Annotated in this window: 17 protein-coding genes and 1 pseudogene; 3 read left to right on the top strand and 15 right to left on the bottom strand. The window is 39.5% G+C overall.

Annotated features, from left to right (window positions below; genetic code table 11):
- Window positions 1-53: 53 nt before the first annotated feature.
- The 8 genes and pseudogenes from JCM9152_RS06785 to dnaE all read right to left on the bottom strand — a co-directional run bounded on the left by JCM9152_RS06785 (window position 54) and on the right by dnaE (window position 10,961).
- On the bottom strand, window positions 54-449 hold the full coding sequence (locus tag JCM9152_RS06785) for an FxsA family protein (RefSeq protein WP_035342474.1): 396 nt from the start codon (window positions 447-449) through the stop codon (window positions 54-56).
- 133 nt (window positions 450-582) lie between these two features.
- Window positions 583-2,334: pseudogene (gene pyk, locus JCM9152_RS06780) on the bottom strand (pyruvate kinase).
- A 177-nt stretch (window positions 2,335-2,511) separates the two neighbouring features.
- The gene (gene pfkA, locus JCM9152_RS06775) at window positions 2,512-3,471 is read right to left on the bottom strand and encodes a 6-phosphofructokinase (protein ID WP_035342471.1); all 960 of its coding nucleotides are present in this window, start codon (window positions 3,469-3,471) and stop codon (window positions 2,512-2,514) included.
- A 279-nt stretch (window positions 3,472-3,750) separates the two neighbouring features.
- Window positions 3,751-4,728, bottom strand: coding sequence for an acetyl-CoA carboxylase carboxyl transferase subunit alpha (gene accA / locus JCM9152_RS06770; RefSeq protein WP_035342469.1), 978 nt, complete (start codon window positions 4,726-4,728; stop codon window positions 3,751-3,753).
- Complete coding sequence (gene accD, locus JCM9152_RS06765) at window positions 4,718-5,581, bottom strand: acetyl-CoA carboxylase, carboxyltransferase subunit beta (protein WP_035342467.1); 864 nt, start codon at window positions 5,579-5,581, stop codon at window positions 4,718-4,720. The genes accA and accD overlap by 11 nt, the downstream gene beginning before the upstream one ends.
- Before the next feature lie 44 nt (window positions 5,582-5,625).
- Complete coding sequence (locus JCM9152_RS06760) at window positions 5,626-6,267, bottom strand: FadR/GntR family transcriptional regulator (RefSeq protein ID WP_035342464.1); 642 nt, start codon at window positions 6,265-6,267, stop codon at window positions 5,626-5,628.
- A gap of 17 nt (window positions 6,268-6,284) precedes the next feature.
- On the bottom strand, window positions 6,285-7,526 hold the full coding sequence (locus JCM9152_RS06755; RefSeq protein WP_035342462.1) for an NAD(P)-dependent malic enzyme: 1,242 nt from the start codon (window positions 7,524-7,526) through the stop codon (window positions 6,285-6,287).
- Between the two features lie 99 nt (window positions 7,527-7,625).
- Window positions 7,626-10,961, bottom strand: a complete 3,336-nt coding sequence (gene dnaE, locus JCM9152_RS06750; protein ID WP_035342459.1) for a DNA polymerase III subunit alpha — start codon at window positions 10,959-10,961, stop codon at window positions 7,626-7,628.
- Between the two features lie 168 nt (window positions 10,962-11,129).
- Between dnaE and ytrH the strand changes: the two genes are divergently transcribed.
- Entirely contained in the window at window positions 11,130-11,477 is a 348-nt protein-coding gene (ytrH, locus tag JCM9152_RS06745; RefSeq protein ID WP_052015681.1) for a sporulation membrane protein YtrH, read from the top strand.
- On the top strand, window positions 11,474-11,983 hold the full coding sequence (gene ytrI / locus JCM9152_RS06740; RefSeq protein WP_035342457.1) for a sporulation membrane protein YtrI: 510 nt from the start codon (window positions 11,474-11,476) through the stop codon (window positions 11,981-11,983). The genes ytrH and ytrI overlap by 4 nt, the downstream gene beginning before the upstream one ends.
- 28 nt (window positions 11,984-12,011) lie before the next feature.
- Here ytrI and JCM9152_RS06735 read toward each other — a convergent pair whose 3' ends face one another.
- Entirely contained in the window at window positions 12,012-12,941 is a 930-nt protein-coding gene (locus JCM9152_RS06735) for a DHH family phosphoesterase (RefSeq protein WP_035342455.1), read from the bottom strand.
- 109 nt (window positions 12,942-13,050) lie between these two features.
- On the opposite strand from JCM9152_RS06735, the gene JCM9152_RS06730 reads away from it, so the two are divergent.
- Window positions 13,051-13,332, top strand: a complete 282-nt coding sequence (locus JCM9152_RS06730; protein WP_035342453.1) for a YtpI family protein — start codon at window positions 13,051-13,053, stop codon at window positions 13,330-13,332.
- Between the two features lie 267 nt (window positions 13,333-13,599).
- Here JCM9152_RS06730 and JCM9152_RS06725 read toward each other — a convergent pair whose 3' ends face one another.
- The 6 genes from JCM9152_RS06725 to JCM9152_RS06705 all read right to left on the bottom strand — a co-directional run bounded on the left by JCM9152_RS06725 (window position 13,600) and on the right by JCM9152_RS06705 (window position 19,563).
- A complete protein-coding gene (locus JCM9152_RS06725) occupies window positions 13,600-14,907 on the bottom strand; it encodes a DRTGG domain-containing protein (protein ID WP_035342451.1) in 1,308 nt (435 codons plus the stop codon).
- Between the two features lie 316 nt (window positions 14,908-15,223).
- Window positions 15,224-15,907 (bottom strand): metal-dependent hydrolase, encoded by a 684-nt coding sequence (locus tag JCM9152_RS06720; RefSeq protein WP_035342449.1) that lies wholly within the window; start codon window positions 15,905-15,907, stop codon window positions 15,224-15,226.
- 361 nt (window positions 15,908-16,268) lie between these two features.
- On the bottom strand, window positions 16,269-16,643 hold the full coding sequence (locus JCM9152_RS06715) for a hypothetical protein (RefSeq protein WP_035342447.1): 375 nt from the start codon (window positions 16,641-16,643) through the stop codon (window positions 16,269-16,271).
- A 109-nt stretch (window positions 16,644-16,752) separates the two neighbouring features.
- Entirely contained in the window at window positions 16,753-16,908 is a 156-nt protein-coding gene (locus JCM9152_RS22580) for a hypothetical protein (RefSeq protein ID WP_156314982.1), read from the bottom strand.
- A gap of 55 nt (window positions 16,909-16,963) precedes the next feature.
- Window positions 16,964-18,352 (bottom strand): argininosuccinate lyase, encoded by a 1,389-nt coding sequence (argH, locus tag JCM9152_RS06710; protein WP_035342441.1) that lies wholly within the window; start codon window positions 18,350-18,352, stop codon window positions 16,964-16,966.
- The gene (locus JCM9152_RS06705; protein WP_035342439.1) at window positions 18,352-19,563 is read right to left on the bottom strand and encodes an argininosuccinate synthase; all 1,212 of its coding nucleotides are present in this window, start codon (window positions 19,561-19,563) and stop codon (window positions 18,352-18,354) included. Before JCM9152_RS06705 ends, argH begins: the two co-directional genes overlap by 1 nt.
- Between the last annotated feature and the right edge of the window lie 4 nt (window positions 19,564-19,567).

Raw genomic sequence — 19,567 nt, 5'->3', positions numbered from 1 at the left:
ATTTTGTGAACGTTTTAGCTCAAACTATTTCTTTGAAGATTTAATTTTACTAATCACCTTCTAGTCATAATTATAAAATTCCCATTTTGGATCATCTTATGAATGATTCTTGTAAGGAAGGCCTTCACATAGCCTCTTGTTTTAGGTATAAGCAAGAAGAAACCAAATGCATCTGTTAAGAAACCAGGTGTTAACAACACGACTCCGCCTACTAAAATACAAAGGCCATCCAAAATCACATTATTAGGTAGCTGCCCTTGCTGCATTTGCAATTGTGCAACCTTCAGCGCCTGTAATCCCTCTCTTTTAGCTAACCATGCGCCTAAAACACCCGTCGAAATAATTAGTATAATCGTTGGCCATATTCCTAGTGCATATCCGGATAAAATTAATAGTCCCACTTCAAGTGCAGGTACTACAATTAAGAGTAAGATTAGAAATCGAAACATAAGCGTTCCCTTCTTTCATTTAGCGATATGTCCATTCTACCTCTAATTAGCCCTAAAATGGAAGAGAAGGTGCTCCAAAAAGGTTTCATTATAAACCTCATGGAACACCTCCTCCATCATAAGTCGTTATTTATTATAGTACACTCGTATGTCCGCGATAAATATCACCACGTGAGCTATCAACGGTAATTTCTTCTCCCTCTTCAAACAAGCCTAATGCTCCTTCAACTCCAACGATAACAGGAGTACTCAAATCGAGCCAACAACTGCCGCATGAGAAGTTAATCCACCTTCTTCGGTAATAACAGCTGCTGCTTTTTCAAATGCAGGAATCATGTCCTTATCTGTACTAAACGTAATAAGAATCGAATGTTCGGTTGTTTTTTCATTTGCTTCTTCTGCATTTCGAGCAATTACCACACGTCCCGCTGCTGTACGACGTCCTATACCTTGGCCTTTAGCAACAACTTCACCAATAAGGTGAACCTTCATAATATTCGTCGTTCCAGGCTCATTAATTGGAACTCCTGCTGTAATAACGACAAGATCACCTTGCTTGATTTCACCTGTGTTCATCGCAAAGTCAATCGTTGACTCAAACATTTCATCTGTAGAATCAGCCGATTTTCCAAGTACAGGCTTGACTCCCCATACAAGATTCAGCTTACGAATGACCTTGTCATTACTCGTTACTGCAATAATAGGAGACAACGGACGATATTTCGATACGATTCGTGCTGTATGGCCACTTTCTGTTGCGGTTAAAATCGCAGCAGCTGACAGGTTTGATGCGGTATGGGCAACTGATTGACCGATCGCACTCGTGATCGATGTTTGTGCTTCCTTTGTCTTCTTACGCAGAATTGCATCATAATTCAATGCGCTTTCTGTTCTAGTTGCAATATTGTTCATTGTTTCAACCGATTCAACTGGATAATCCCCCGCAGCCGTTTCACCTGAGAGCATAATTGCATCTGTACCATCAAAAATCGCATTAGCCACATCGCTTGCTTCTGCACGAGTTGGACGCGGATTGCGCTGCATTGAATCTAGCATTTGAGTTGCTGTAATAACAGGCTTTGCTACCGCATTACAGCGTTTGATGAGCTCTTTTTGAACTAATGGAACATCCTCAGCAGGGATTTCAACTCCAAGGTCTCCACGAGCCACCATTAATCCATCAGAGATTTCAAGGATCTCCTCGATATTATCGACACCCTCTTGATTTTCAATCTTAGATGATATGAATTTCACTACCACCATGTCCATCTAGAAGCTCACGAATTTCAAGAACATCGGATGCACGACGTACAAATGAAGCAGCAATAAAGTCGACACCTTGTTCTATACCAAATTTAATATCCGCAATGTCCTTTTCTGTAATCCCTGGTAAATTAACACTTACATTCGGTACATTAACTCCCTTTTTATTTTTTAATAGACCATCATTTAAAACCGTTGTCACAAGTTCATTTTCACGAACTTCCTTCACTTCAAGGCCGATTAAACCATCATCTAGTAAAATCTGAGAGCCTGGTTCGACATCTTGAACAAGCCCAGGGTAAGTAACAGAAATCTTATCTTTGTTCCCTACCACTTCTGTCATTGAAATAATCAACTCTTGTCCAGATACTAGTTCAGCTGCTCCACCTTCAAGTGTTTGTGTGCGAATTTCCGGACCTTTCGTATCAAGTAAAATTGCTACTTCTTTCCCCGTACGTTTCACGGCTTCACGAATGTTCTTAATTCGGTTACCATGCTCCTCGAAATCCCCATGCGAAAAATTAAGACGAGCCACATTCATTCCAGCTTGAATTAATTGTTCAAGCTTTTCTACTGATTCACTTACAGGTCCTATCGTACAAACAATCTTGGTTTTACGCATAATTGCCTCCCATTATCTTGTTCCTATTTTTTTATTCTAGAGGTTGTTCAAAAGGGCGTTTTTTCATTTTTGAATGACCTCGAAGCTTTGAGTGTAGTCGCTACATCTTTTTAAAGTCTTGTGGTGAGTACTTTTCTCGCCACAAGACGCGTAGCAAACGGAGCCATTCCACGCTCTCTATATTGATAATTCTTGAGATAAAGTGTACATTCCTAGGTCAATCGTATGCTTACGAGAAAGAGCTTCATCAATGTCATGATACACTAGCTCATTCTTCTCAATTCCTACAGTGATTCCTGCCTTACCAGTAAGTAAATGGTCAACCGCTTTCGCCCCGAGTCTACTCGCTAGCACGCGATCAAATGCTGTTGGAGAACCCCCACGCTGTATATGACCTAATACAGTCACACGCGTTTCTAAGTTCATTTCCTTCTTAATGCGCTCTCCAAATTCAAAGCCACTTCCTACACCTTCGGCTACAACGATAATACTATGCTTCTTACCACGGTCTTGTCCACGTTTCAAACGTGCAATTACGTCACTCATTTCATAATCTGCTTCTGGAATGACAATCGTTTCCGCACCATCGGCTAATCCTGACCACAATGCCAAATCACCGGCATGGCGTCCCATTACTTCAACTACGTATGTACGCTCGTGAGATGTAGCTGTATCACGAATTTTATCAATTGCATCAATGACTGTATTTAATGCTGTATCAAAACCAATTGTAAAATCAGTTCCTGGAATATCATTATCAATTGTACCTGGAACACCAATTGTTGGGAAGCCATGCTCTGTTAGTTTTTGTGCACCTCTAAATGACCCATCTCCGCCAATGACGACTAGACCTTCAATCCCAAATTTATTTAACTGTTCAATTCCTTTCTTCTGACCTTCAAGTGTCTTAAATTCTTCGGAACGAGCTGTATACAGCATCGTACCACCACGGTGAATAATATCACCAACTGAGCCTAATTCCATTTTTTTTATGTCACCAGCCATTAGGCCAGCATAACCATAATAAATCCCATATACCTCTAGGTTATGATAAATTCCTTTGCGAACAACTGCACGAATAGCAGCGTTCATTCCTGGCGAGTCACCACCACTTGTTAACACTCCAATTCTCTTCATATTCAAACAATCCTCCTCTAATCAATCATCATATATTGCGAAAAGTTCCACAATGCTGCATGCTTGTGTACTTTTACCCTCCATTTTATTACACGATAACTTAACAAAATCATATCATTTTATTCGTTCTAAAAACAGATCGGTTCAATATTACTATTGACATGAAACAGGAAGCTCAAACGTATCCCGTTTTTAAAAATAACACTTTCGTTGCACAAATACAATACAGAACCTACCAAATAGAAAAACTACACCCTATCGTGAGGATGTAGTTTTTCTTTAATTTATAGGCATGGTATCGGTTACACTAGAATATTGTCCAATTTTTTTGTATTTTTGATACCGCTGTTCAATGAGATCTTCTTCACTAAGATGGCTCAATACAGAAAGCGAGCGTTCAATCACTTCATCAATCGCTTCTGCTTGTTCTTTAACATGACGATGCGCGCCGCCCTTAACTTCACGTACAACTTCATCAATTACACCTAATTCTTTTAAGTCTGGAGCAGTGATCTTCATTGTCTCTGCAGCCTTTTGAGCGAGTGAGGCATCTTTCCATAGTAAAGCAGCCGCACCTTCAGGAGAAATGACGGAGTATGTTGAGTTCTCAAGCATATGCAAATGATTTCCTACGCCTAATGCTAATGCGCCTCCACTTCCACCTTCTCCAATAACAATACAAATAACAGGAACAGTTAAGCCTGCCATCTCTAGTAAGTTCCTAGCTATCGCTTCACTTTGTCCTCGTTCTTCAGCTGCCTTCCCGGGGTAAGCACCCTTCGTATCTATAAAACAAATAATTGGTCGTTTAAATTTATCAGCCTGTTTCATTAGTCGCAACGCTTTACGGTAGCCTTCTGGATGAGGCATGCCAAAATTGCGGTGAATATTTTCTTTTGTATCTTTACCGCGTTGGTGACCAATAACGGTAATAGGAGTCCCTTTATATTTCGCAATCCCTCCAACAATCGCTGCATCATCGCCATACAATCGATCTCCATGCATTTCAAGAAAATCAGTAAATAAGTGCTCAATATAATCAAGAGTCGTAGGGCGGTCGTTATGACGAGCAATTTGAACACGTTCCCAAGGTTGTAAATTGCCATAAATATCTTGCTCTAACTGTTGAAGTCTCTTTTCTAACTTTTTAATTTCATCTGTTAAATCGATTTCCTTTTCTTCTGTAAAGGAGCGAAGCTCGTTAATTTTATCTTTTAATTCAACAATCGGTTTCTCAAAGCCTAAATTAGTCGCCATTGGTTTCACCTCCTTGATGTATATCTAAAATCGTCGTTAATGTCTCTTTCATTTCATTTCGTGGAATAACCCGATCAAGCTGACCGTGCTTCAATAAAAATTCAGCTGTTTGAAAGTCCTCAGGTAACTCTTGTCGAATCGTTTGTTCGATAATTCTTCGCCCTGCAAATCCAATTAATGCTTTTGGTTCAGCAAAATTGTAGTCACCAAGTGAAGCAAAGCTAGCTGAAACCCCTCCTGTCGTAGGATGAGTCATAATCGAAATAAATAATCCACCTTGTCGGTTTAGCTTCTGTAACGCAGCACTCGTCTTAGCCATTTGCATTAAGCTTAAAACACCTTCTTGCATTCTTGCCCCACCTGAAGCAGAAAACAATATAAAAGGAATGCCTTTTTCAATCGCATCTTCAACAGCTCTTGTAATTTTTTCACCGACGACAGAACCCATACTTCCCATTCGAAAACGTGCATCCATTACGGCCATAACAGTAGGTAAACCATTGATCGTACCATAACCTGTTACAATCGCTTCATTCAATTCCGTTTTCTTGCGGTCTGATTCTAATTTTTTTTCATATGTTGGGAACTCTAATGGATTCTTACTAAGCATGTCCTTATTTGTCTCAACGAAAGACCCTTCGTCCATTAAACTAGCAATTCGCTCAGGCGCTGTCATTCGATGATGAAATCCACAAGAATGACAGACGAGTAAATTTTTTTTTAACTCCTTCGTATACATAATCGTCCGACATGAAGGACATTTTGTCATTAAGCCTTCAGGGACTTCTTGCTTTGCTCGCTCAGACGGAATCGTTGCATATTTACGCTTCTTTTTCAAAAAATCTTTAAGCATCTTTACACCTCACTGCTTCATCATTCTATATTCTCACATTTATATTAAAAAGGGCTTTTTTTTAAGTGCTCCTTTAGTATACGAACAGCCAATCCGTGATCTCCCTTCACCAAGGCGTGAATGATCTGTTTATGCTCAACATTATGCTTGACCGAATCAATGGTTTGAACAGCACGTGTCATAGCTGCTTTATTATACTGGACAAGTGAATCCCAAATGTTAGTCAAAAGACGGTTTTGACTATTCATAACAAGCTCTTTATGAAAGGCATAATCATCACTTGTCATCATCTCACTCTGCTCAGACGACTCAACTAATTGACTCAGTCTTTCAATCTGTTCTTGTCCCATTCGTTCACACGCCAATTTAAAAGCTTCAACTTCAACTATTCTCCTTGTTTCTGAAAGATCCTGCTTTGCTTTTTCATTTTTTAAAAGAAAAGATAATAATAACTCAACTAATCGATAGCTATTTGCCGATTTCATAAACGTTCCTTCACCACGACGCGTCTCAATAAACTCTAGTAATTCTAATGCCCTCAGCGCTTCTCTAACAGAAGATCTAGCAACCCCTAAACGCTCACTCAACTCACGTTCAGAGGGAAGCCGATCTCCTTCTGTAAGTCGATCAGCCTCGATGATATCTTGAATTTGTGTAATGATCTCTAAATAACGCTTTGACTGCATCGACAAGAACCCCTCGTTTAATTCATATCAGGCTTTATAGTAGCCATTTCCGCTGTTCTCTTTGCTACTTCTTTTGGATCAACGTGGACGGTGGCTACACCACTATCCATAGCTGCTTTAGCAACAGCAGCTGCAACAGCTGGTGACACACGTTTATCAAACGGTGCGGGAATGACATAATTAGAATCAAGCTCCCCTTCAATTAAGTTCGCAATTGCATAAACAGCCGCAGCCTTCATTTCTTCATTTATATCAGTTGCACGTACATCTATAGCTCCGCGAAATACACCTGGAAAAGCGAGAACATTATTAACTTGATTCGGATAGTCGGAACGACCTGTACCAATGACTTTTGCACCTGCTGCTAATGCGGCTTCAGGCGTAATTTCAGGGTTAGGATTCGCCATAGCAAAAATAATAGGCTCCGAATTCATTCGTTGAACCATTTCTTTTGTTAGCACTCCTTCAACTGAAACGCCTACAAAAATATCCGCTCCCTTCACGATCGAATCAAGCTTCCCTTTTTGCTGAGTAGGGTTTGTGAACGTTGCAACTTCTAACTTCTGCTTATTCATCCCCTCTTGACGGTTTGCGTAAATCGCTCCACGAGAATCACATAAAACCGTATGCTTAGCCCCCATACTTCTTAAAAGCTTGATGATGGCTATACCAGCAGCTCCAGCACCATTGACGACTATTTTCGCTGTCTCAAGATTTCTACCTGTCAGCTTACACGCATTTAGTAAACCCGCTAATGTCACAATTGCTGTTCCGTGCTGGTCATCATGAAAAACAGGAATATTCATTTCTTCCTTCAAACGTCTCTCAACTTCAAAGCAATGCGGCGCGGCAAAATCCTCTAAGTTAATTCCAGCAAATGTCGGCTCAAGCTGCTTCACAGTCATGACAATTTCTTCAACTTGCTTTGTCTTAATACATAACGGGAATGCATCAACACCAGCAAATGACTTAAACAAGACAGCTTTCCCTTCCATAACAGGTAAAGCAGCTTCAGGGCCAATATTCCCAAGACCAAGAACAGCTGTCCCATTACTTACCACTGCAACAAAATTCCCCTTCATCGTATATTCATAAACCTTTTCTCGATTTCGATAAATTTCTTCGCAAGGATCTGCAACACCAGGAGAATAGACTAAACTTAAATCATGTGCATTCTGTACTGGGACCTTTGCTTTTGCTTCTAATTTGCCACGGTTCTCTCGATGAATTTTCAAGGCTTCGTCTTTGAATGATGTCACAAGCGAACACTCCTTTTCTCATGATCGTCCATATTGGTCTGACCACCTCGAAAAACTTCCCTAATTATATATAAACTTTTCTCATTAGCCAAGTAACAATTATGACCGAATCTTAACATTATCTTTACCTAACAGTTGATAAAGAGCATGAAGACAAGCATCTGAAGGGTTTACTAAGTATTCCTTCGACAAATATTTTGTTTGATTTGTTTGTTCGTAATACAAAATAATCGGGATGTCTCCAGGATATTGTTTAATAATCCTTTTTAACATGTTTAACCTTTCTGGGTCAGTATCATTCATAATTCGTAAATAAAGTCGCTGACTCGCTTTCTCCCTCAACGTATCGACAGGATCAAGTTGTTCCACTACAAGTGATTTTCGTTGCTGAGAAAAATCTGTTCTGCCCTCAAGTACGTACATCTCCCCATCAATTATTAAATCTCGTACTTTTGACCACACCAGTGGAAAGAAAGTTGCATTGATTGTTCCTGTTTCATCGACAATAGCAGCAAATGCCATAGCATCGCCCTTTTTTGTCCGAATTCTCTTAATCGATTCAAGCTTCCCCGCTAGGATAACTGAGCCACCTTGCGTGAACGCTTCTTTAATTGTCACTCGACCAATAGAAGCCAGTTTCTCGCTATACTTCTCTAACGGGTGTCCAGATAAATAGAAGCCGAGCACTTCCTTTTCTAATTCCAATCGCTCATGCTCTGTAAATGGTTCTACCTGCTGATAGAGTGGAGCTTCCATATCTAACGTAAATAACCCTTCTGTCTCTTCTTGAAATTCCTTCACATTTTGAGCAAATTCAATAGAATCATCTACCGAAGCGAGTAACACGGCACGATCTTCATCCATATAATCCAAAGCGCCAGCTTTTATTAAAGATTCAAGTGCCTTCTTTGACAAGCTTGGATAAAGCTCAACCATTAATTGAAACAAGTCGTTTATCATCTTTTTGTTTCGAACAGTCATAATCGCTTTAGCAGCTTGAACACCAACATGGGAAATCGGTAATAATCCAAATCGAATCGATTGCTCCTCGATTGAAAATAACCACTCACTTTTTAACAAAGACGGCGGCCGTATGTCTAATCCTTTTTCCTTGCTTTCCTGAATGAAGCTATACAATTTATCTTGCTGATTCCAAGCTGAAGAAAGTAGAGCTGTATAGAAAGGTAACGGGTAATGTGCTTTCAAATAAGCAAGACGATAACTAATTAAACTATAGGCAACAGCATGACTTCTGTTAAATCCATAATCAGCAAAACGTTCAATCAAGCTGAATACATTAGCTGCTACTTCTTCTGAATACCCCTTTCTTACTGCCCCTTGAATAAACGTTATTCGTTGTTCTTCTAATTCATTCTTCTTCTTTTTACTAATCGCCCTTCTAAGTAGATCCGCTTCAGCTAGTGAAAAACCTGCTAATGTTGACGCCATTTGCATAATTTGTTCCTGATAGATAAGAACACCATATGTCTGTTCGAGTAACGGCTGTACATCTGAATGCGGGTACGTAACCTCTTCTTGCTTATATTTTCTCTTAATATACGTCTGTATATATTCCATTGGTCCCGGTCGATACAAAGCATTAACAGCAACAATGTCTTCAAATTCAGTTGGCTGTAGCGATGATAATACCCGTCTCATGCCATTAGATTCTAATTGAAAAACCCCCGTTGTATCAGCATCACTTAATAGTTGAAAGGTTTTTCGATCATTTAATGGAATTCGCTCGACATCAAGCCTTGTTCCCGTTTGTTGTTCAATATAATAGACAATACGTTCAAGTAATGTTAAATTACGAAGTCCTAAAAAATCAAATTTCAACAAACCTAATTGCTCGACTACGTCCATCGTTGCTTGAGTTAAAGAAACATTTGTTGTACCTGCTTGAAGAGCAAGTACATTTGTGAGTGGCTCAGCGCTTATGACAACACCAGCAGCATGAGTAGACGTATGTCGCGGCAGTCCTTCTAACTGTGTAGCAATTTCCCATAATTGCTTCGCCTCCTCCGACTTTGCAAGCAGTGACTTTAATTTCTCACTACTTTCCCACGCTTTATCCAAGGTCATCCCCGGTGATACTGGTATCTCTTTCAATAGCTGATTCATCACATAGGCTTGTACACCTAATACTTTAGCGACATCGCGTATGACCGCACGAGCCGCAAGTGTCCCAAATGTCAAAATATGAGCCACACGATCTCGCCCATATTTCTTTTGTACATACTCAATAACCTCATCGCGACGATGATCGGGAAAATCAATATCAATATCTGGCATCGAAACCCGTTCTGGGTTCAAGAATCGTTCGAACAACAAGTCGTATTGAAGCGGGTCCACATCTGTAATTTCTAATAAATATGCGACAAGCGAGCCTGCTGCTGATCCTCGGCCAGGACCTGTCATCATACCTTTTTCTTTTGCATAACGCATAAAATCCCAAACGATTAAAAAGTAATCGCTATATCCCATCTCAGAAATAACGGTAAGTTCTTTTTTTAGGCGCTGTTCTATTGCTGCTGTTACGTTCTCATAACGTTGCTTACATCCTTGCAAACAAAGCTCCTCTAACTGTTCATCTGCGCTTTTATACTCTGTTGGATAGGTTGGTAATTGGACCTTATTCAACTCTAGCTTGACATTACACACCTCAGCTAGGAGAGATGTATTTTCTAAAGCTTTCTCCCAACCACGAAAGTCTGCCGCCATTTCACTCGGATCCTTTAAATAATAATGGCGTTCTTGTGTGAGTAGCTCTGTTTCTTCTAATTTCTTTCCATCGCGAATCGCTCGTAACACATGGTATGCATGGACATCAGTTTTTTTTAAATAATAACACGGCTGTGCAGCTATTAAACGGATTCCTGTTTGATCTGAAATTGACTGTAAATGTTCAAGGTATTGATCATTCTGCCCTTCATTACAATGGATTTCAATAAATGTGTGACTAATCGCTCGTTTAGGAATCCATTCCTCCAACCAAATCATCGCTCTATTCCAATCACCCTTTCGAACAATATGAGTGATTGGACCATGTTCAAAAGGGATGACGACGACCACATTCTCTATTGAGCTTGTGAGCTCTTCTTTAGTTAAGAATCGATCCTCCCTTTCTTTATGGTGCCACTTGGAAGAAAGCAGCATTAATTGCTTATAGCCCTCATTGTTTTTCGCATATAATCGCATATTTTGAACTGAGCCAGCTTGAACTTGAACCGATATGTCCAATCCAATGATTGGCTTGATTCCTCGCTTTTTACATGCTTGATAGAAGGGAACAACACCATACAAAACATTTTTATCCGTTAATGCTAGCTGTTTATAGCCTAATACGTGAGCATGCTGTACAAGCTCTTCAATTCGATTTGTTGAAGAAAGAAGACTATATTCACTTAACACGTGAATCGGTACAACTTCCATTGTTCATCCTCCCCTTCTATTCAATGCTTGTCATAACTTTCATTCAATCTGACTATATATAGAAATAAGCTTTACCAACAGAATAGAAAAGCTACAACGCTGAACAGTCTTATTTAACACATACCTTCAACAAGCTTTGCTTTGTTAAGAATCATTTATGTAGAAAGGATGAGCCCTTTGCTAAATCGTGAGCTTCTCGCTACGTTAATCATTGATTTTTTCGTTGCCTTTGGTGTCATCATCGGCGGTGCACTCATTGGGGGAATCGGTGCATTTTTAATTGGCAAGCCACCACTCTCTGTCATTCATAATCTCGCAGGAAATTTAAAAATCTGGGCCATTGTCGCAGCTATAGGCGGTACATTTGACGCTATTTCAAGTATAGAGAGAGGGCTATTTGAAGGAATTCATGATGATATTGTCAAAACAGGCCTCATGATCTTTGCTGCATTATGCGGAGCTCAAACAGGTATAACCGTAATTCAATGGCTTGTTGGGGAGTCTGTTTCCTCATGAGAATCCCACCTTTGTATAAACGTACCACATTTCAACGTTTTCTCGCTGGATTAATGATCGGTGTACTTTGCGGGTGGTTTTTTTTTCTATTTCAATATGGACAACTTTATAATGCATTAATGATTCAGCTTTCCGAACAACGCTCGACAATTATTACATTAGAAGCTCGAATTGCCGAGCTGAATAGTGAACAAACAAAATTGAATGAAGAGAATCAAAAAAAATTGACGATTCAAACGATTGAGGTTGAATTAAAGAATGCTCGACGTTTACGATTGAATCAATTAACACAATTAGAGTTACGTACACAAATCATTGAAGAACTCCAACATTTAGAACGAGAAGACATTGAAACCGTTGCGAATATGAAGGATTTAATGATTCGTGCCCTTGAAAATAAAGTATTTAACGTTGACGATAATGAATTCCAAGTGGATGTACAAGAAATTTACCTTTTCACGACGTTACGTATTGAACTTACGGTCATACCAGCAGGTAGCTCATGATTACTTCGAAATCACGAGCTACTTATCGTCAACTGCTTCGGCTAACACGAATAAGCTTTTCTAAAATTTCATCCGTTTCATCCCATGAAAATGCTGTTGCCCCAGATGCTTTCGGATGCCCTCCACCATGATGGTCAACTGCAATATCATTAATCGTCGGCCCCTTTGATCTTAACCTCACTCTTATTCGATCCTCTTCTTCAACAAAGAAAACCCATGTTTTTAATCCTTCTACATCCGAGAATAGATTAACAAACTGTGAAGATTCATTGGACGTGACCTCAAATGATTTCAGGATGTCTTTTGTTAAATACATCGCACCAACACAGCCCTCGATCACTTTAAAGTTTTGCAAAATATACCCTTCTAGACGGAGCATTCGTAAGTCTTTCTTGTGTAGCTGTGAATAGAATTCATTTCGATCAAAAGGATACTCTAGCAAGACACTCGTTCTTCGTAGCGTATCTGATGTTGTATTATCAAAACGAAACCTTCCCGTATCACCAACAATCCCAGCATATAGTAATTTCGCTATCTCTTGATCAAACTCCCAATTTTGCTGAAGCATCCATTCAACAATCATCTCACAAGTTGAGCTGTACGTTGGATCCACCCAATCAATATCACCATAAGGCTCTTCGTTAGGGTGGTGGTCTATTTTTATTAAATACGAGCCTCTCTTAAACCTCGAGTCAGAAATACGTTCAACATTAGCGGTATCACAAACGATGACAGCAGCACCTTCGTACATGTCATCCTCCACTTTATCCATCTCGCCCAAAAAGCGTAACGACTCTTCTTCTTCACCTACTGCATAAACGTACTTTTCTGGGTATTGGTTTTGGATCGCCTTTTTCAAACCTATCTGTGCTCCAATTGCATCTGGATCAGGACGAACATGACGGTGAATGATGATCGTCTCGTATTTTTCTATTTTAGATTTGATCTCATTATTCATTAATTTCTCCTCTCCTCATTTCGTTCACGCTTCCTTCACTAGCATCTTTCACTTGTTAACGTTACAATAGATGACATAAGTGAATTTACTGTACGTGCAGGAGGAACGAATGGAAAAACTATTTATTATTATTATTGTCTTATCAGTCGTATTTTTCCTTTACAATAGGATCAAAGCATGGCGCCAATCAGAACCACTTTTAAAACGTATTTATCAATCCAAATCGACATTAAGCCTAGGGATTTTCTTAGCAGCATTTGGTGCTAATTTGTTAATATCACCGAGGAACACCATCGATTGGCTCGTTGGGATTGTTTTCCTCATTTTCGGTATTGCAAATCTCGTTTATGGCTTTAAAGCACGACGCCACTACGTCAACCAATTACCATAAGAAAAACGCGACAGCGTCTTTTCTTATTAGCGTTGTGCGGAGCCGTTACAACAGGATCAAGTTTTTATGAAAGTGGGATATTTTCATAAAACGCGTAACGAGCGACGCCAACGTTCTTCATTGAATGATCCCTCTTGCTTCTTCAGTTCTTCTCATATTTCTTCTCGAATTTTATATAAGATGCCCTTATACATACATAATGGCTGTATCCACTTCCAGCTCCTTTGATTCTTTGACATTTCCCATTTGCGCGCAAAAACAACTTGGTTAATCGATCAGTTGAGCCATCATAAGAGCTTTACCAACAATTTTCGTATCGTGATAAAGCTCAACGTCAATCTTTCCATGCTTCCGCCCCATCTCCAACACTTTCGGTTCAATTCGAAGCACACTTTCCATTTGTACAGGCTTTATAAAATACAATGTAATATTTTCAACGACTAAATCGCCTTTTTTATATGTACGGAGTACTCTTCTCCCTATTTCTGTTACTAGAATCGTAAATACACCGTAAGATATTGAACCTAATTGATTCGTCATCTGTGGTGTTACTTCACAAGTAAATTGAAACCGCTCTTCTGTAGAACAATCCTGTAATCTTCTTGTGACAATTTCTTCAATCGTTTCACCAACATGTGGCTGCCTTTGAACCATTTGTAGCGCCTTTAACACATCCTGCCTGCTTACGACACCAATAAGCTTCTTCGCTTGGTCAATGACAGGCAATAATTCAATTCCTTCCCATACTAATAAATGAGCGACAGTGGCAATTGATGTTCGTTCATTTACGGTAATCGGGGCAGTCGTCATCACTTTTTCAATTCTCGTTTTGGAGTCAACCCCTACTACATCCTTCGCCGCAATCATCCCTTGCACTTTCATCGATTCATTAATAACCGGGTATCGACTATGTCCTGTCTCTTTATTTAAATGATCCCATCGTTCAACCGTATCACCCGTTTTTAAATAATATGTATTGGCAAGCGGAATTAATATATCATCAACAAGGACAATTTCTTTCTTAATTAATTGATCGTAAATGGCTCGGTTAATCATCGCCGCAACCGTAAATGTGTCATAACTCGTTGAAATAATAGGCAACTCCTGTTCATCAGCCAGTCTAATAACTTCATCACTCGTAGAAAAGCCACCTGTGATTAATACGGCTGTTCCAGATTCAATCCCAACTTTATGTATTTCTTCACGATTACCGACAATCAGTAAATTCCCGACCTCCATATACCGCATCATCGCATCGACCTTCATAGCACCAATGACGAATCGATTTAATGTTTTATGTAAGCCTCGTCTACCTCCAAGCACTTGCCCTTCAACAATGTTAACGACCTCTGCATACGTTAACCGTTCAATATTTTCTTTACGCTTTTTCTCAATCCGAATCGTCCCAACCCGTTCGATTGTACTAACAATCCCCTGGTTTTCGGCTTCCTTAATAGCTCGATACGCGGTTCCTTCACTAACGATTAGAGCCTTAGCAATTGAACGAACAGAGATTTTTTCACCTATTCGCAGTTTCGTAATATAATTAATAATTTGTTCGTGCTTCGTAGCCACTTTTTTCCTCCACTTTTAACGACCTTTACTATGCTTAACCACCATAAGTATACGTGTTCTATCCCATTCGAGCAAGGACACTTATACGAACAGCGATCGTTTTAAAGACTTCATCGCTTTACGATATTGATTATAAGAGGTACAATCAGCAACTTTTCCTTCAGCTCACTGAAATGTTTTTAAGATCGCACCACCAGATTCTATTCTAGAACATTCTTTTTCTTTGAAAAAAGAGGTACCTCCCAAAAGAAGTACCTACATAGCACTGAAAAAAGTTTACTTTTTAACTGATCCGGTGCCCTCTTCCCTAATGCTTCTATAGTTCAATTCCTTCGCCAACCTTAAGAGCCAAACCTTTCTTTCCTGATAAATGCTCAGCGTACTCATTAGGATCTTGTTCAATAACCGGAAATGTATTGTAATGGATTGGAACAACCCGTTTCGCTTGTAGCCATTCTGCAGCCACTGCTGCGTCCTCAGGCCCCATCGTGAAATTATCTCCAATCGGTAAAAACGCCAGATCAATCGTATTCCGCTCCCCAATTAGCTTCATATCACTAAATAATGCAGTATCTCCAGCATGGAAAATCGTTTTCCCTTCAACTGTTAACAAAATTCCTGCTGGCATCCCTGTGTAAACAATTCTCTTGTCGTCTTCCTCGGTATAGGATGATCCGTGAAAAGCTTGTGTTAATTTAACTGTCCCAAATTCAAATGTATGCGAACCACCGATATGCATCGGATGGCACTTTACACCTTTCCAGCCTAGGTATGTTGCTAATTCAAACGGGGCAACAACTAACGCATCATTTCGTTTTGCTAACTGGACTGTATCACCTACATGGTCATTATGGCCATGGGTTAACAGAATAATATCCACTTCGAGTGAGTCAGCATTTAAATCCGTTAGACCATTACCAGTAATGAATGGATCAATAATAATTTTTGTTCCTTTTGTGTCAATGAAGACAACTGAATGTCCATGATAGCTTACGTTCATCTTTACACACTCCTTCTTGTAGTCTCCTTATCTTTTTCATTCGATATAAGATGTTCCATTCCCTTTTATTGAATCATCAAAACGTATACGTGTTAAGCTGTACTATATGAAAGTGTACGGCTTGTTAATACCAGTTGTTTCCGTCACGAATTCAACAGTTAAGACGAAACCTATAAGCGGCGATACATAATCGATCAAAGTCCTCATGCAATCGCTTCCTCTCCATCTCCTTTTCATTTTATCATATGATCAAGAGATAGCGGGAAATGAGCTCTCGATTTTTAAATAGCATATATGGACATGCTTAAGAGCACTAAAAAAGGTAAAAAACACTTTTTTAGCGCCCATCTTATTATCCATGCTACTCTTCTTCATTCCAAACCCAAGTAAATAACTGACCATCCTCATTCATATAGCGAATGTCTAACTTTGATAAACGAGAATATTCCACCTTCATATTGCTCACATACTCGTCAATCGATTGATTCTCGTTTATCTGCAAGAGCCTCACAATCTCTTCCACCTGCTCTTTTGCTTTATTTCCTTTTATCACTTGTGTACCTTTTTCGAATTCATATTTTCTCGGACTGTCATATTCCCATTCATACTGTTGACCATTCACGACAGCTGATATGCGAAGAGAATAAGCACTCATCAATTCTGTTCCACTAGCAGCTACATCCATTACTTTTAGTAAGCTTACCATAACAACGAAAACGATCATAAGCTTTTTCATCTCATCACCTCTTCATTAGAATGAGGCAATTTTTGGTATAATATACATTCATCCACACAAATATAAAAGGCCAAAGCAAGCACAGCATGCCAGCCTTAGACCTTGTTTGTTATTTATCACTTCTTTCAGATTGCTCATACGTCTTAGCTTCATCTAAGTGCCTTTGCTCATATGTACCACTACTATATGAGTCAAGCAACTGTTGATGGACAACATGCTCGCCTTGTTGATCATACAAACCATTCGTTAACTTATGCTCCTTCACAGCCTAAATACCTCCTTCTAGACTTCAATTTACAAGCCTAGTATGAGGCAATAACCTATGATTTATGTGAGTTCGCCAAAAGTTGCTCTGCCTTTTGTAAAGAAACTCGTACTTGTTCAAAGCCGGTACCGCCAGCGCTATTTCGGCGTGCAACAACAGTCTTTGGGTTAAGCACTTCATAAATATCCTTTTCAAAAAGTTCACTCGCGTCTTCGTAATCTGAGAACGGTAAATCTAGAAGGAAGACACCTTTTTGAATTGCAACTAATACAAGCTTTCCAACTACTTCATGAGCCTGACGGAAAGGCATTCCTTTTGTTGCTAAATAATCGGCTAACTCGGTTGCATTAGAGAAATCATGATGAACCGCCTTCTCCATCGTATCAACGTTCACCGTCATTGTTTCGATCATACCAGCAAAAATATTCAAAGAGCCTTTAACGGTTTCAACCGTATCAAACATTCCTTCTTTATCCTCTTGCATGTCCTTATTATACGCAAGAGGTAACCCTTTTAATGTCGTCAATAATGAGAACAAATGACCATATACTCGTCCTGTTTTTCCACGAATCAATTCAGCCATATCAGGATTCTTCTTTTGTGGCATAATACTGCTTCCAGTTGCAAATGAATCATCCATTTCAATGAATTGAAATTCTTGTGTAGACCATAAAATAAGTTCTTCACAAAGACGTGATAAATGCATCATAATCATTGAGGACGCATTTAGAAATTCAACAATAAAGTCTCGATCACTCACTGCATCTAGACTATTGTAGTAAATATCGTCAAACCCTAATAATTCAGCAGAATAGTGACGATCAATCGGAAATGTCGTTCCTGCAAGTGCACCAGCACCAAGAGGTGACACGTTCACTCGCTTCAAGCTATCCTCTAAACGCCCATAATCCCTTTCGAGCATCCAGAAATAAGCAAGCAAATGGTGAGCAAATGAGACCGGTTGAGCACGCTGCAAATGAGTATAACCAGGAATTAATGTTTCTACATGCTGATTTGCTTGCGTAACAAGAGCTTGCTGTAGTTTTTTTAGCCCATCCATTATTTCCTTCGTTTGGTTACGCAAATAGAGGTGCATATCTGTTGCCACCTGGTCATTTCGACTACGACCTGTATGAAGCTTTCCACCGACAGGACCAATTTCATCAATTAGATGCTTTTCTAAATTTAAGTGGATATCTTCCTGTTGTACAGAAAACTCTAGTTCACCCTTTGCTGCTTTTTCTCGAAGAGCTTGAAGGCCATTCTTAATTTGTTCAACCTCATCCTTTGGAAGAACACCACATTTACCAAGCATCGTTACGTGGGCAATACTTCCTTCTATGTCTTCATTCACTAATGCTTGATCAAAGCCGATCGATGCACCAAAGGCATCGACCCACTCCTCAGCTGTTTTCGTAAAGCGTCCACCCCAAAGCTTCGACACTATTGATTGACCTCCTTTTTCTCTTTATTGACTTTACTATTTACCTTCGTTGATAATCCCCATAATGAAATGAAACCAACTGCTGCACTGTGATCAAACTCATCGTCTGTCGAATACGTTGCAAGCTTCTCATTATATAAAGAATAAGGAGATTTACGTCCTTCCACAATCGCATGCCCTTTAAATAGCTTAACACGCACGACACCTGTTACTGTTTTTTGTGTTTCTAGTAAAAATGCTTGTAGAGCATCGCGAATCGGCGAGAACCAAAGACCATTATAAATAACCTCTGATAATTTCTGTGATACTACTGGTTTAAAATGAGCAACTTCCTTCGTCAATGTAATATCTTCAAGCTCTTTGTGTGCTTTAATTAATGTCATCGCACCAGGACACTCATATACTTCACGCGATTTAATCCCAACTAGACGATTCTCCACATGATCAATACGTCCAACACCATGCTTACCAGCAATTTGATTTAATTCAAGAATTAAATCATCTAGTTGATAGTTCGTTCCATTAATAGAAACAGGCACACCCTGTTCAAAGGCAAGTTCTACATATTCTGCTTCATTCGGTGTATCCTCAATCGCTGCCGTTAGTTCATATGCTCCTTCAGGAGGAGTTGCCCAAGGGTCCTCTAGAATTCCACACTCATTGGCACGCCCCCATAAGTTCTGGTCAACAGAGTATGGATTATCAAGATCAATCGGAATTGGCACATTATTCTTCTTGGCATATTCAATTTCCTCATCACGCGACCAGCCCCACTCGCGTACAGGAGCTAATACTTTCAAATCTGGATTAAGCGCTTGGATTGACACTTCAAAACGAACTTGATCATTCCCTTTTCCTGTGCACCCATGTGCAACCGCAGAAGCACCCGTTTGCTCAGCAATTTCAACGAGTTTCTTTGAAATAAGCGGACGCGATAAAGCTGAAACTAGTGGATATTTATCCTCATACATTGTATGAGCTTGTAGCGCTGGTAACACAAAATCTTCAGCAAATTCCTTCTTCGCATCAATTGAATATGATTCAATGGCACCAACATCAAGAGCTTTTTGCTTAACAAAATCTAAGTCTTTTCCTTCACCTACATCTAAACCAACTGCAATCACATCATATCCTTGATCTGCTAACCATTTAATCGCAACTGACGTATCTAAACCACCTGAATAAGCTAATACTACTTTTTCTTTACTCATCTTC

This window comes from Halalkalibacter hemicellulosilyticusJCM 9152, from assembly GCF_000513115.1.
Classification (GTDB): domain Bacteria; phylum Bacillota; class Bacilli; order Bacillales; family Bacillaceae_D; genus Halalkalibacter; species Halalkalibacter hemicellulosilyticus.
The sequence above is the reverse complement of the archived record's forward strand: the minus strand, read 5'-3'. Positions and strand labels throughout refer to the sequence as shown.